The following is a 14,598-nucleotide window of genomic DNA, read 5'->3' on the forward strand; positions in this document are numbered from 1 at the left end:
GGAGGAATGCTAATAAATGATTACTATTAATAACGTTAGCTTGCGATATGGTGACCGTAAGCTATTTGAAGATGTAAATATAAAATTCAATCCTGGTAACTGCTACGGTTTGATTGGTGCTAATGGTGCCGGTAAATCGACTTTCTTGAAGATCCTTTCTGGAGAAATCGAAGCACAAAGCGGAGATATCCATATGGGGCCGGGAGAACGCCTAGCCATATTAAAGCAAAATCACTTTGAATACGAAGAACATGAAGTTTTAAAAGTGGTTATTATGGGCCACGAGAAGTTATATAGCGTTATGCAGGAAAAGGACGCTATTTACATGAAGGCACATTTTACTGATGAAGATGGCATGAAAGCTGCCGAACTTGAAGGTGAATTTGCTGAATTGAACGGCTGGGAAGCAGAATCTGAAGCAGCGATCCTTTTAAAGGGCCTTGGTATCGAAGAAAATCTTCATACCAAAAAAATGGCTGAGCTTACAGGCGGCGACAGGGTAAAAGTCCTTCTTGCACAAGCATTATTCGGCAAACCGGATGTTCTATTACTGGATGAGCCTACCAACCATCTTGATTTAAAGGCGATTCAATGGCTGGAAGAATTTTTGATTAACTTTGACAATACAGTCGTCGTGGTGTCGCATGACCGTCACTTCTTAAATAAGGTGTGTACACATATCGCTGATCTTGATTTTGCCAAGATTAAGGTATATGTGGGCAACTATGACTTCTGGTATGAGTCCAGCCAGCTTGCACAAAAGCTGACACAGGAATCTAATAAGAAAAAAGAAGAAAAAATTAAAGAGCTTCAAAATTTCATTGCACGATTCAGTGCGAATGCATCTAAATCCAAACAGGCAACTTCACGTAAAAAGCTGCTTGATAAAATTTCTTTAGATGATATCCAGCCTTCATCCAGGCGCTATCCTTATGTAAACTTCACTCCAGAACGAGAAATAGGAAATGATTTATTAAGGGTTGAAGGCCTTTCAAAAACGATTGACGGAGTAAAAGTTTTGGACAATATCTCTTTCATCATGAATAAAGATGACAAAATTGCCCTTGTCGGCAGAGATGAAATTGCCCAATCGACTTTATTTAAAATTCTTTCAGGTGAAATGGAAGCAGACAGCGGCACATATAAATGGGGAATCACTACTACACAGGCATATTTCCCTAAAGATAATGCCGAATATTTTGAGGGCTGCGATCTTTCTCTTGTTGACTGGCTTCGCCAATATTCACCTAATGACCAAAGTGAAAGCTTCCTAAGGGGCTTCCTTGGCAGAATGCTTTTCTCAGGCGAGGAAGTTCTTAAAAAAGCAAGTGTCCTATCAGGCGGCGAGAAAGTGCGCTGCATGCTATCCAAAATGATGCTGAGCGGCTCTAATGTTCTAATGCTTGATGAGCCTACCAACCATCTGGATCTTGAATCCATAACTGCTTTGAATAATGGTCTTATCAGTTTCAAAGGATCTATGCTCTTCACTTCCCATGACCATCAGTTCATTCAGACAATCGCTAACAGGATTATCGAATTAACTCCAAATGGTGTTGTGGATAAGCAAGTGTCCTATGATGAGTATCTTGAAAACAGCGAGCTGCAAAAACAGGTTGCTGAAATGTATAAATAATTTTAAGGCACACTATTTCATCTTGGGATAGTGTGCTTTTTTTTCACCTCTTACTATCTTAACTAATACCTAACTCCGAGTTAAATGGGATTAAGATTTGTAGTGAAGTTCATTTATTCTAGCGAGGTTAATATTAAAATATATTTTTTTCAGTTTTGTTTTAGAGCTAAGTCTCCTCGGCGGTTAAAGTGAAGCTTCGATAATCGGTTGGAATGATACACTAAAATGCGCTATGAACTCTCTTAAAACCCGACGCCCGCAGCAGAAATTTTCTGGCTGGATGAACAGATTTCCTATATTAAAAGAAATAAGAGGTTTAAAACCTGCCAAGGGCTGGCATAATGCTCGATAAGGGGTGATATGTATGGAAGCTTGCCAAATTAAGGAGATATTTGAAAACAGCAGCTATGGATTTTTGTATAAAAAATTCCACTATCAATTATTCGTTTCAGGGCTGCTGGATGATATTGATGATTCAGAGTTAATAGAGCGTTTTCTGGATTCCTACTGCTTTGAGCAAAATGTGAATCTATGTTTTGATAATTTTTCATTTTATTTTAAAACGTATTATTACTCGTATATTAAGCATGATTTGCAGAACCACTTCCTGTATTAATGGCAAAAAGCCGGGCATAGCTCCCGGCTTGGTTTGATGAATTGTTTTCGTTTCAATAATAAGGATATCCGCCCCCATAGTATGGGTATCCGCCATAAGGGTATCCGTATCCATAAGGGTATCCATATCCATACCCTCCATACCCTCCATACCCCCCATAATAAGATCCTCCGAGTAAGGAACCTACTGCAAGGCCTCCAAGAAGTCCGCCGGCAAACGGACCTCCAAATCCAAAACCAAATCCTGGCCTACCAAAACCAAACCCTGGCCTTCCAAAGCCAAATCCCGGTCTGCCAAAGCCAAATCCCGGTCTGCCAAAGCCAAATCCCGGCCTTCCAAATCCAAAACGCCCGATGCCTCCAAACCCCAACGGACTTCTTAAATCATTCGCATCTGCATACACGCCATCAAATTCAGGATTCATAATGGGCCTCCCTTTTTTCTTCTGTATTTTTCTTACTCTATACAAATATGTGGAATTTCTTTATTTGCATAGGCGTATAACCTGAAAAACAAGAAAAAATCAGGCATTTGTTATAGTTGATGGCCTTTTCACAGATATTTTGAAATTGCAGCTCCAGTATGGTTGCCGAAATTTGAATCGTTAGGGGATTCTCTGCAAATGATGATGCACGGCGTAACATCCTGATTCTTCACTGTTTTTCGGCATAAAAAAAGAGCCGAAGCCCTTTTTTTATCAGCCTTTTCCGGCCTGGAAGCCTGGATATTTGGTCATGCCGCCGTCAGCGTACAATGTGTGGCCTGTTACATAGCTTGATTCTGATGATGCCAGCCAGACAGCACAAGCAGCAATTTCTTCTGGTTTTCCTATATAACCCATAGGAATCAAATCAAGTGTGTCCTGCTTTGCCTTAGGATCTGCAAATTTTTCAGCATTAATCGGCGTATCGATGGCTCCAGGGGAAATATTGTTGACCCGGATACCCTTCGGTGCATATTCCAGCGCCAGAGTTTCGGTCATCAGCTTCACACCGCCCTTGCTTGCAGCATAATGGACAAAATGAGGCCATGGAATCCGGTCATGTACTGAAGCCATGTTAATAATATTTCCCTTAATATCATGTTCCACCATATAAGCGATGGCCTCTCTGCTTCCAAGGAACATTCCTGTCAGGTTGACATTGATGACTTTATTCCAATCTTCCAGTGAAAGCTTATGTGAAGGAACTTCATTTTCAATTCCTGCATTGTTTATCATGATATCAATCTTGCCGAATTTTTCAACTGCAAACGCAAGGAGCTTTTTGACGTCTTCTTCTTTAGTTACATCACCTTGAAGAGCCGCCGCTTCTCCCCCATTTTTTTGGATAGTTTCAATGATTTCCTGATATTCACTGTTATCTGAGTGGTAGTTCAAGACCACTTTCGCTTTTTCTTTGCCGAATCGCTCTGCAATGGCCTTTCCTAAACCTTTGGCAGCTCCTGTAACAACAACCACTTTATTTTCCAAATCCTGATACATAATTGGCACCTCACCTTTTAATGTTTTGTGAATCCTAAAAGAACTCCGCCAGCAATTACAAGCACACAGCCTATTATGACGAATGCCAGCTGTTTGCCGGATTTCTTTTCTCCCAGGAGAAATATTCCGCCTAGTGTGGAAATGACGATCCCCATTTGAGAAAAGGTAAAGCCTATGGCTACTCCCACTTTTGGATTCGCCAGCAATAATCCTATATTTCCTATTCCCCACATTATCCCTGTTAAAATATTTCTAAACGCATATTTTGAAAAAGGATTGTGCTTGATTGACAGCAGCAATGCACCGGCGAGCATTCCAAGAGACTGTGGAAGAATTGCCGACCAGCCGCTGATATTAAACCATTTAATGATTACAACATAACCAATATAGCCTACAGAAGATAAAAGGAGGACCAGTAAGCCTTTTTTAAGGCTGTTCCCTTTTTCATTTTTATCTTCCGTCTGGCCTGTGCTTGTAAAAATGACTCCCGCGATAATGCATAATAGCGCAATGATGCCAAGAATGACCGTAGTTTTTGATGTCCATTCTTTAAACACGATCACTCCAAAAAGCGTTGTACCCAAAAGCTGCATTCCTGTAGAAATCGGCACGGTTTTGGATACTCCTATATATTTGACGCTGTTTAGCTGATATAGCTGTCCAACAGACCAAAAGAAGCCTGATATCATGCCGGCCGCCCATGCAAGCCCGCTCATTTCAGGGGTTTTTATAAAAAACATGACAGCCGCAAACAGAAGCGATCCGCATGTTATGCCAAGTGTCTGGCTGTAGGAATTGCCTCCGAGCTTTACGCTGACAAGCACCAGGCTTCCCCACGCAATAGCCGGTAGCAACGCATAAAAAATTCCTTCCACAATGATTCCTTCTTCCAATTTTGTTTGTGAATGTTAAGCAAGCTACTTACCTGCTGACAGTATGTTGATTCCCTATTGAAAAAATTAAAAACCTTTTTTAAAATTCGCGGAATTTTCGCACTTAAAGAAGCAGAAGACTGGAGGAGGTTTGCAGAGTTACTCATGAAGGCATAAAAAAAAGGCCCTTTCTGCAAAAAAAGTAACCTTCCGAAAATATACAGGGATGACCCTCAGTTAACGCTTTCATCACATGAAAACCAGTTAGACTAAAGAGCCATCACTCGGTCTTATCCCCATAAGTCCGTATAAATGCAAAATATATAATTACCCCTTTGCACAGTACGATTATACTACATTTTTTTATATATGACAAATTTGTGAACAAAACTGAAAAAAATAGGACAGCGAATAACTCCCCTTAAAACTGGCAGCTTCACTGTCCATGACTTGCTATGCATCAATTGGAAGAACATAAAGAAGTACCGCAAAAAAGTGGGCCGCAGAGCCTCCCAGCACAAATAGATGCCATACAGCATGATGAAAAGGAAACCCTCTCCATACATAAAATATTGCACCGGCGGTATACATCAAGCCCCCAAATATGAGCAAATGCATGCCATTCGGCGGAAGCGCAGCACTAAGGGGACTCCAGGCCGCTACTATCATCCAGCCCATAACCAGATAAAGAAGCGTGGATAAAAACAGGAATTTTTTCACAAAAAATGCTTTGAAAATGACTCCTCCCAGCGCTATGCCCCAGACGATTCCAAGCAATGTCCATCCGAGAACCCCGTTTACACAAATAATCATAAATGGTGTGTAAGTGCCTGCGATAAAAAAGTATATGGCTGAATGATCAAAGATTTCAAACAGATCTTTGGCTCTGCCAGGAGGGAAGCTATGAACCAGGGTAGACGACATGTATAGAACAAGCATGGAAACCCCGTAAATGATGGAAGCAGCCAGATGCCAAGGTTTGCCTTCTTCTGCTGAATAAATAATCAAAAAAACTAATGCAGCTATGCTGAGCATTGCACCAATACCGTGGGTTATGGCATTAACCAGCTCTTCTTTTTTCGTATAAACATGTGTATCGGCCAAAGCATTCACCTTCGCTTTCACTTTATAAGAGGTCCTTTCAGTACGGATGAGTTCCGCTAGTTTCAGGCACCTTTTGTTTCAGCTTTAGAGCAAAAAAACATAAATTGATATGGCCATCACGGCTATTTTTTATCTGCTCTAAGTATACCCCTATTTCCCAAAACATAAAAGATGGAGGAATCACAAGGGTTGAGTCATGCATTTGCGGGGGAGAAATTTTCACTTCTCTTTATGTAAGATTCTTTAGGGTATTTATCTAAATATTGATTTCGCTCGAATCCTTGCAAATTCGGCTCGAATGGGGCTTTATTTCGCTCTTATGAAAGTGGATTTGGCTCGAATCGAGGAGTAATTAAAATTGATTATCCATTTAATTGGAAAATCACAAGCCCAATTATTTAGAAAAAGTAAATTACCGTTTTTTTTGGATATGGAGATCCTAAACGGCTTCAAAAGGGACCATTTTTTGTTCTCTTTTGGTGTCAATCGCACCTTCCTCTCCAATCAAACATGTGACTAAAAATTTTTACCGATTGGCCAATACACTATTGGTACCTTCTTTCACTCAGATAAAGTTGCATTATCCCGGCCTGCAAACATGTCTCCCCTGCGTCTACAAAAACAGTTGCAAACTCTATCTAATTCGACTATTATCTAATTAGATAATAATCGAATTAGGAGGTATTACTCTTGCAGCTTGATAAACTTATTGCTTTTCACAAAACAATGGGAGATGCCCAAAGAATCAGGATTGTCACCCTTCTTGCCGCTGGCCCCAAACATGGAGGAGCCCTTGCAGGAATATTGGGAATAACGCCGCCAACAGTTTCCCACCATCTCTCCAAGTTGAAAGACATAAATATCATAAAAGACAGAAGAGATAAAAACACCGTTTATTATTTTTTGAATGAAGATGTACTTCATTATTATTCTGAGGCATTGCCAAAGCTTATTTCAAATAGGGAGGAAGAAAAAGTGACAGATGAAAAGACTGTGGAATATAAAAAAATCCTGGGCAATTTCCTTTCCAAAGATGGCCGTTTAAAAACCATCCCTGCACAAAGAAAGAAAAAATTGATTATACTCCATCACCTTGCAAGCGGCCTTGAATCCGGGAGGAGATACGAGGAAAAAGAAATTAATGAATTTATAACAAAATTTCACGAAGATTATGCCTCCATCAGAAGGGAATTTATCATAAATGCTATTATGTTCAGGGAAAAAGGCATTTATGAACTAAACCCAAAAGAATTATGGGCCAGCATTGAATAATATTCTGGGTTAAATGAAGACTATCAATGTATTCATTTTGTTGGACAGGTGATATAAAACAGCCATAAGCTTAAGCTTATGGCTGTTTTTCCATATTAACCCTGCCCTACGGCAAAATGATGGCCGCCGATCACTCTGACTACCTTCAAGGTTCTCATCCATTTGCTCTTAGTCAAGCTGGGATTATAAAAATACAATTCTTTATAAGTATATCCTTGGATGGCTATTGCTTCATTCACTGCACGCTTTGAATCGAGCCCTGCATTTTTCTTGATGCTTCCATTTGAAACAGGCTCAAATTGGTTTTTCTGATATATGACTCCATGAATGGAATCAGGAAACTGTTTATTATGAACGCGGTTCAATACCACTGCAGCAACCGCCACCTTGCCTTTATATGGTTCTCCTTTTGCTTCGGCGTTCACAAGCCTGCCAAGCAGCTCTTTTTCATGATTGCTGATAGGAGATTGCGGGATAGCCAGTACTTTTCCAGGCTCAGCTACATTGTTATCATTATGATTCATTTTCTTTAGTGACTTAACAGATACTCCATATTTTTTCGCGATATCCCAAAGATTTTCTCCCTGTTTAATCGTGTGTTTTTTCACTGGTACAGCTGCATATGTTGAATGATCTGGCGCAAACGCCAATAACCCAAGTAATATCATTCCAAGAGACATTAAGAACACTTGATTGCGTATTTTTGTCATTATCTTACCTCCTTGTTAGCCAAAAACAAGGATAACAGAGGAACGAAAAAAAAACAGCGCTTAATATTTCCCAAGGAAATAGAGGAAATCATTCCAAGCTTCCGTTTTTTAAAGCATATGCAGCCTCTTGTCAGCCAGGCTATGCGCCTTTTTTCTTTTCAGCAGCATATGGACATAAAAAAACAATGGGACCCCAATAAAAGCAGCAGCACTTAGAGAACCGAATAAGTACATCGGCTTTCCCGCTCCAAAGGACTGAAGCAGGTACCCTCCAAGCAAAGGCCCTAAAACATTGCCGAGCCCATTGAAACCCATTGCCCCAAAATAGGTTCCTTTTAAAGATGAATCGGCAATTTCATCAATAAAAATATCTGTCATGCTAAACATAAGAACTTCACCGACTGTAAAAAGAAGAATAAGGACGATCAGGGATGCAATGTTATGTGCAAAACCAAACCCAATCAGTGATAAGCAAATGACAAAATTCCCTGCCATGATGGAAACTAGAGGTGATAATTTCTTTCCAAGCTGTACCAGCGGATATTGGATCAGCACGACCGCAACAGCATTCAAGGCAAGAAGATAAGAAAATACTGCCACACCGTTTTCAAACGAAGAATCTGAAAAATACTGAGGAAGTGTCGAATTGAACTGGGAAAAACCTATGATGGAAAGAATCATGGCTAAAAGTGACAATGTGAAAATTTTGTCCTTCCTGATTAGTGATAAAGCTTCATTTAAAGCAACACGGTTCTCTGAAGTCCTCCTTTTTGGGACATAATGCTTTAAAGAAATGGCCAGAGAAATTCCATATAATATATATATTCCTGCCGCTGCAAAGAAAGTTGCCGTAGAGTGTGATGACCCAAGCTTCAATCCAAGAATAGGGCCAAAGGTCACCCCCACGTTAATCGCTGTATATCTTAAATTGAAAATCATCAGCCTGTTTTTCGGTTCAGTAATATCAGACAGCAGAGCCCGTGAAGACGGTTCAAACAGCGATTTGCATAAACCATTTAATGAATTCATGATAAAAAAAGCAATAACACTATGCGCTGCCCCAAACCCAGCAAATACTGCTGCCCACAAAAAGACAGATATAAGAAGGATATTCCTCCTCCCGAATCTGTCAGATAAATATCCTCCAATGAAGCTTGAAAATACGCCTACCAAGGCACTTACTGCCACGATCGCACCTGCCTCAGCAGGTGACGCATGCAGGGTTTTGGTCAAATATATCGCTAAAAATGGCATGCTCATGGATACAGCCATCCTGCCAAACATCGTTCCAATAATAATATTCCAGCCAATCGGGCCGACGTCTCGAATTATTCTGCTCATATAATCCCCATTTCCTATGTATATCCGGTCTTTCTCCGGGCTATTTATTCCTTCTGATGAATTCAATCCGTTAAAAAATTGACTATTTTCTGATTTTATTGTTTATTTCCCTTGCCGTCAATAACCCTCTAAAAAATCCGCGAAAAATTTTAGGCTATTTTCATACATTTTGCTGCTATGGAACAAGGCGGTTGATTTCCGTTCCAGCATGCCCGCTTTCTGCCGGGCGGGCGGTGAGCAGCTGTTCCGCTAATCCCACAGGAGCCCCGCACCTTACACTCCAATCAATCTGACTTAACAATGGAATCTCTCACACAACACATTAAAAACAACAATCTTAAAGATGAGAGCCAATTTAAAAGTACCCAAAAAAAAGAGACATGCAAATGCCCCTTATTTCCCTAACAATGTAATATAAACCTGCCGCTCTCTGGGACCATCAAATTCACAAAAATAAATTCCCTGCCATGTTCCAAGAATCAGATTGCCTTTATGGACGATTACCTGCTGTGACGGGCCAGTGAAGGAGGTTTTTAGATGTGCTGCGGTATTACCTTCAGCATGCAGATCGAGTTCATGGTTCCACGGGAAGATTTCATCAAGCCTTCTCAGAAAATCTGTTTTAACATCAGGGTCAGCATTTTCATTTATGGTAATTCCGGCCGTTGTATGTGCTGAATAAATAACCGCTATGCCTTCTTCAAAGCCTGTTTCCTTTATGAATTCCCGGACTTCTGGCGTCAGGTCTATGATTTCATCTCTTTTCCTTGTATTCACACTAATTTTTTTTATCATGCTTATCCTCTCCTTTTGGAAAACTCGTACCAGCTTCCCATGATTTCTTGTACAGAATCTTTTCCATTTATGGTTTTGATGCAAACCTTAAATGGCTTTTGCCCTATTTCTTCAATGTCAGCAGACACTTTGCATTTTGAAGAAGGCTCTGCAAAAATAAGCCGTGTCCCTCCTGCAATGATAGAACCGCAAAAACAATCGAGCGTGTGATCCAAATAAAATTCTTCTATCTTTGCATCAAGGAGCATGCTCCATTTTGCTGCTGTGGCCTTACAGTTTTTTACCCTAAAATATACAGATGAAATCCCTTCATCCGCACCGCTTTTGATTATTATACCCCTATCAAGCAAATTCTTCAGCCTGATGGAATCCTCTTCCCATTCAATGAAAAACGGCAATGGAAGCTCTCCTTCTTTTTGTTCGATAAAAAGCATTTTCCATTGCAGCAATGCTCCATCTTCAAGCCGCCGTTCGGCATGTATCACCTTTTTGGGATTCATGCCTTTTTGAAGCAGAACATTCCTCAGACTGGAAATATCTTGGGTCCGAAAGCAAATGGCACCGAAGCCTTCATGATGATGATTTTGCAGAAGCAGGGAAATCAAATCATTGTCGGCATGTCTAGCCTTCTTTATGTCATTCACAGCCAAAAATTCAATATAAGCCAAGCCGGCATGCATCAGGCTGTTCCAGGTTCCCCATTTTTCATGTTTGCCGCCAATTACAGCGTGGCGGCCAATTTCTTTCATTTTGTCTGCCGCCTCAGCAGGGCTGCGGTTTATAAAATGTACAAGATGATCGAATAAAAGATCCAAACCCTTCCTCCCCTTCCATATTGCAATAATCCCCCTTCAGATTCAGGGTGAAGCTTAGCTTTGTGATTCCTTTAAATATGTATATCAGGTAAAATCAGGTAAATTGATTTTATCATACTTGAAGGACCAAACAGATCAATATGTTTCCGGCTGCAGAAAAAGTTATGATTGCAGGATTGTTCCCACACCTGAGAGGCTTAAGAAGGCTTAATTTTTCCCGGTATTTTCCCATAAAAAAACAGGCTTTTCACAAAAGCCTGCTTAATGAGCATCTCACCTGACTAACATTATATTTTCTGTTTTTTCCAGACACCGAGAATGAGAGCTGTCACAATAGATCCAGCCAATATCGCTGCCGCATACAGGAGAGGATGGTTGACGAGACCGATTACGAATATTCCTCCGTGCGGTGCCGGTAGAGTGATGTGGAAAACCATGGAAAGGGCGCCAGCAATAGCTGATCCGATCACACTGCTGATGATTACCCTGAGAGGATCTGCAGCAGCGAAAGGAATTGCACCTTCTGTTATGAAGGACATTCCCATAAAGTAATTGGTAAATCCTGATTTTCGTTCTGTTTCAGTAAATTTCTGCTTAAAAAAAGTAGTAGCCAGTGCGATTCCGAGTGGAGGAACCATCCCGCCTGCCATAACGGCTGCATGCGGCCCAAGGCTTCCTGCCTGGATGGCAGCAATACCAAAGGTAAAAGCTGCTTTATTAATCGGCCCGCCCATATCAACCGCCATCATTCCGCCAAGGATGATGCCGAGCAGAATGGCATTCGCTCCTGATAATCCCTGCAGCCAGGAAGTCAAGCCTGTATTTATCGCTGTCACTGGATCATTGATAACATAAAGCATGATCAAGCCAGTAATCAGGATACCAAAAACCGGATACAGCAGGACAGGCTTGATGCCTTCAAGCTGCTGCGGGAGTTTATCAAACAATTTCTTCAAGCCTAAAACAACGTAGCCGGCAAGGAATCCTGCAATCAAACCGCCAAGAAAACCAGCATGGGCCTGGGCTGCAAGATATCCACCGACTATACCCGGTGCAAAACCCGGGCGGTCAGCAATGCTGCTTGCAATGAACCCTGCAAGAATCGGAACCAGGAAGAAGAAAGCACCATGATCTCCCCCGCCGATGTATCCCAAGGCACCTGCGATCGGATTATAGCTCGGGTCTTTTGGGTCCGAGGAATGAATGCCGAAAAAGAATGAAAGGGCTATCAAAATGCCGCCGCCAACAACAAAGGGAAGCATATTGGAAACACCGTTCATTAAATGCTTGTAAAATCCCCCAAGTTTTGATGCGGAACCGGCATCTTCATTGCTGCCGGCAGTATTTTTACCTGCCTTATAAATGGGTGCTTCCTGGTTCATTGCCCGCTGGATCAATTCCTGGGGCTTTCTTATGCCCTGCGCGACAGGGACGATAATGACAGGCTTCCCTGCAAAACGATCCATCTCTACCTGTTTATCGGCAGCAACGATGATGGCATCGGCCGCCCGTATTTCTTCATTTGTCAGTTTATTTTTTATCCCGGTGGAACCATTTGTCTCTACTTTAATGTTCACACCCAACTCTTTTGCTTTCGCCTTTAAAGCATCCGCTGCCATGTAAGTGTGGGCAATGCCTGTCGGACAAGCTGTAACGGCAAGCAGCATCCTTGATGAAGCAAATTCTTCCGATTCATTCTGACTTTCGCTTTCATGTTCTTTCTTATCAATCAGCTCAAGTATTTCACGAGCCGATGAAGCACTAAGCAGCTTACCGCGAAATTCTGCATCCATTAATAGAGACGAAAGCCTTGATAGCGTTTCCAAATGATCGTTATTAGCACCTTCGCTTGCTGCGATCATAAAGAACAGATGGGACGGCTGGCCGTCCAGGGATTCATAATCAATCCCTTTGCTGGATCGTCCGAAGCAGATGCTTGGCTCTTTTACCGCTGCGGTTTTGGCATGGGGAATGGCAATTCCTTCTCCGATGCCTGTTGTGCTTTGTTTTTCCCTATCCAATATGGCTGCCTTGTAGCTAATGGGATCGTGCAGTCTTCCCGCTCCCTCCAGCTTGGCAACTAATTCGTCAATGACACTGTCTTTGGACTCTGAAGATAATTCAAGAATAATAGTATCATATTGTAAAAGGTCTGTTATTTTCATAGTAAACCACCCTTCATTTCTTCAATTTCAATGTCGCCAAGCAAATTTCCGATATCCCCCTGTCTGCAAAGATCAGAAGAAAAGGCAGTTGCACTCCCCGCAGCCAGGCTGTATTTGAAGGCATCCAGCATGCCTGCTGTCACATATTTACCGATAAATCCGGCAACCACTGAATCTCCTGCTCCTGTAGAGTTCACTACACTCCCTTTTGGAACATTGGCTTTATATGTTTTGCTCTCCGTACATAAAACAGCTCCTTCACCAGCCATAGAGACGATGACATGCTGTGCCCCAGCTTGTGCGAGTTGTTTCCCGTAAAAGGCGGCTTTCTCGGAGGAGTCAATTTCTTCAGAAAAAAGCTCTCCCAATTCATGATGGTTAGGCTTAATCAGGAAAGGCCGGTGCTTCACTGCATTCAGCAATCCACTCCCGCTTGTATCGACAACTGCCTTGATATTATTATTTCCGCAAAATTCAGTCACTTGTTCATAAAATCCTGCCGGCATGCTTTTAGGAATACTCCCTGAGAGTACTAGGATATCGTTTTTCTTCAGCTTTTTTATTTTATTTAATAGGTCTTGATAATTTTCGGAAGAGATTTCCGGACCGTTTCCATTGATTTCGGTTTCAGTACCTGTTTTTAATTTGATGTTAATCCGGGATTCTCCGCGAACCCTTGTGAAGTCCGTTTCAACATCTTCTTTCCTGAGGAAATCTGAGATGAATTCTCCTGTAAAGCCGCCAATGAAGCCAAGTGCCTTGCTTTTTACATTCAGCCTTTTTAAAACTCTTGATACGTTGATTCCTTTGCCGCCTGGAAATCTGGCATCGTCTTTTACCCGGTTTAAATGGCCGATTTTTAAATTTTCTACTTCAACTATATAATCTATCGAAGGATTCAGGGTTACTGTATAGATCATGCTGTCACAACCTTTGCTTTAGGGTTTTTCCTCAGCTCTTCTAGAGCTTCTGCGTCATTTCCATCTGTTATGACGATTGCTTCATGAATATCTGCTACTTTTGCAAATGTCGATTCATTCAGCTTCGTGCTGTCAGCCAGAATATACACTTCATTTGACAAAGAAATCGCCATTTTCTTGAGCAGTGCCTCGTCTGGGTCTGGGGTGGTAAAGCCAAGTTCAGGGTGTATGCCGTTTATTCCCAAAAAGCATTTATCAAACCTGAATTGCGAAATAAAATTTACTGCCGTGCTTCCTACTACAGCACTTGTAGAAACTTTTATTTCTCCCCCGGTGATCAGTGACTTTATCTTATTTTCCATCAGGAGCTGAATATGCATCACTCCATTTGTAAGAACGGTTACATTTTTATTTTTCAAAAAAGGAATCATTTCCATTATGGTTGTTCCGGCATCCAGATAAATGCAATCGCCTACCTCAACAAAGGAGGAAGCCAATTGGCCGATTTTCAGCTTTTCAGCTACAAATTTATTTTGTTTTTCATGGATGGTTGGCTCAAGCCCTTTTCTTTGAAGCAATGAAGCACCTCCATGCACTCTTTTCAGCAGCTTCATTTCTTCAAGCTGCGATAGGTCTCTCCTGATTGTTGACTCCGATGTTTGCAAGTGGTCCACAAGCTCCTGCAGCTTGACTGTTCCATTCATCTTTAGGAGTGCCATTATCTCTTGGTGCCTTTCAGCGGTAAGCAAAGAACCACCTCATTTCTTATTATCTTTATCATAAAGGAAGCCCTTACAAAATACAATCAAAACATTCAAATTCATTCAAAATCATTTAAATTCATTCAGCCCTATTTATAAGGCTCTGGT

14 protein-coding genes are annotated in these 14,598 nt (G+C 41.4%); 3 read left to right on the top strand and 11 right to left on the bottom strand.

All coding sequences use genetic code 11. From position 1 onward, the window contains the following. The first annotated feature begins 16 nt into the window (after nt 1–16). Both ACN6MY_RS15715 and ACN6MY_RS15720 read left to right on the top strand, forming a co-directional pair. On the top strand, nt 17–1,636 hold the full coding sequence (locus ACN6MY_RS15715; protein WP_419881032.1) for an ABC-F family ATP-binding cassette domain-containing protein: 1,620 nt from the start codon (nt 17–19) through the stop codon (nt 1,634–1,636). Nucleotides 1,637–2,000: 364 nt separating this feature from the next. Beyond that, entirely contained in the window at nt 2,001–2,252 is a 252-nt protein-coding gene (locus ACN6MY_RS15720) for a hypothetical protein (protein WP_419881033.1), read from the top strand. Nucleotides 2,253–2,304: 52 nt separating this feature from the next. Here the strand turns inward: ACN6MY_RS15720 and ACN6MY_RS15725 are convergent, their stop codons facing one another. The 4 genes from ACN6MY_RS15725 to trhA all read right to left on the bottom strand — a co-directional run bounded on the left by ACN6MY_RS15725 (nt 2,305) and on the right by trhA (nt 5,711). Continuing rightward, on the bottom strand, nt 2,305–2,676 hold the full coding sequence (locus ACN6MY_RS15725) for a hypothetical protein (protein ID WP_419881034.1): 372 nt from the start codon (nt 2,674–2,676) through the stop codon (nt 2,305–2,307). A 273-nt stretch (nt 2,677–2,949) separates the two neighbouring features. Continuing rightward, the gene (locus ACN6MY_RS15730) at nt 2,950–3,735 is read right to left on the bottom strand and encodes an SDR family oxidoreductase (RefSeq protein ID WP_419881035.1); all 786 of its coding nucleotides are present in this window, start codon (nt 3,733–3,735) and stop codon (nt 2,950–2,952) included. Between the two features lie 17 nt (nt 3,736–3,752). Next, nucleotides 3,753–4,610, bottom strand: coding sequence for a GRP family sugar transporter (locus tag ACN6MY_RS15735; protein ID WP_419881036.1), 858 nt, complete (start codon nt 4,608–4,610; stop codon nt 3,753–3,755). 450 nt (nt 4,611–5,060) lie between these two features. Then, the gene (gene trhA, locus ACN6MY_RS15740; protein ID WP_419884185.1) at nt 5,061–5,711 is read right to left on the bottom strand and encodes a PAQR family membrane homeostasis protein TrhA; all 651 of its coding nucleotides are present in this window, start codon (nt 5,709–5,711) and stop codon (nt 5,061–5,063) included. 690 nt (nt 5,712–6,401) lie between these two features. Between trhA and ACN6MY_RS15745 the strand changes: the two genes are divergently transcribed. Beyond that, on the top strand, nt 6,402–6,983 hold the full coding sequence (locus ACN6MY_RS15745; RefSeq protein ID WP_419881037.1) for a metalloregulator ArsR/SmtB family transcription factor: 582 nt from the start codon (nt 6,402–6,404) through the stop codon (nt 6,981–6,983). 95 nt (nt 6,984–7,078) lie between these two features. Here ACN6MY_RS15745 and ACN6MY_RS15750 read toward each other — a convergent pair whose 3' ends face one another. The 7 genes from ACN6MY_RS15750 to ACN6MY_RS15780 all read right to left on the bottom strand — a co-directional run bounded on the left by ACN6MY_RS15750 (nt 7,079) and on the right by ACN6MY_RS15780 (nt 14,478). Continuing rightward, nucleotides 7,079–7,693, bottom strand: a complete 615-nt coding sequence (locus ACN6MY_RS15750) for a cell wall hydrolase (protein ID WP_419881038.1) — start codon at nt 7,691–7,693, stop codon at nt 7,079–7,081. A gap of 108 nt (nt 7,694–7,801) precedes the next feature. Further along, complete coding sequence (locus ACN6MY_RS15755) at nt 7,802–9,034, bottom strand: MDR family MFS transporter (protein ID WP_419881039.1); 1,233 nt, start codon at nt 9,032–9,034, stop codon at nt 7,802–7,804. A 393-nt stretch (nt 9,035–9,427) separates the two neighbouring features. Then, nucleotides 9,428–9,829 carry a secondary thiamine-phosphate synthase enzyme YjbQ gene (locus ACN6MY_RS15760; RefSeq protein WP_419881040.1) on the bottom strand — a complete coding sequence of 134 codons (402 nt, stop codon included), beginning with the start codon at nt 9,827–9,829 and terminating at the stop codon, nt 9,428–9,430. A 2-nt stretch (nt 9,830–9,831) separates the two neighbouring features. After that, nucleotides 9,832–10,644, bottom strand: a complete 813-nt coding sequence (locus ACN6MY_RS15765; RefSeq protein ID WP_419881041.1) for a VOC family protein — start codon at nt 10,642–10,644, stop codon at nt 9,832–9,834. A gap of 287 nt (nt 10,645–10,931) precedes the next feature. After that, on the bottom strand, nt 10,932–12,809 hold the full coding sequence (locus ACN6MY_RS15770) for a PTS fructose transporter subunit IIABC (protein WP_419881042.1): 1,878 nt from the start codon (nt 12,807–12,809) through the stop codon (nt 10,932–10,934). After that, complete coding sequence (gene pfkB / locus ACN6MY_RS15775) at nt 12,806–13,729, bottom strand: 1-phosphofructokinase (RefSeq protein WP_419881043.1); 924 nt, start codon at nt 13,727–13,729, stop codon at nt 12,806–12,808. The genes ACN6MY_RS15770 and pfkB overlap by 4 nt, the downstream gene beginning before the upstream one ends. Next, nucleotides 13,726–14,478: a DeoR/GlpR family DNA-binding transcription regulator gene (locus tag ACN6MY_RS15780; RefSeq protein ID WP_419881044.1), complete on the bottom strand. Its 753-nt coding sequence runs from the start codon at nt 14,476–14,478 to the stop codon at nt 13,726–13,728. Before ACN6MY_RS15780 ends, pfkB begins: the two co-directional genes overlap by 4 nt. Nucleotides 14,479–14,598 lie beyond the last annotated feature (120 nt).

Source organism: Peribacillus sp. B-H-3, assembly GCF_048572925.1.
Classification (GTDB): Bacteria; Bacillota; Bacilli; order Bacillales; family DSM-1321; genus Peribacillus.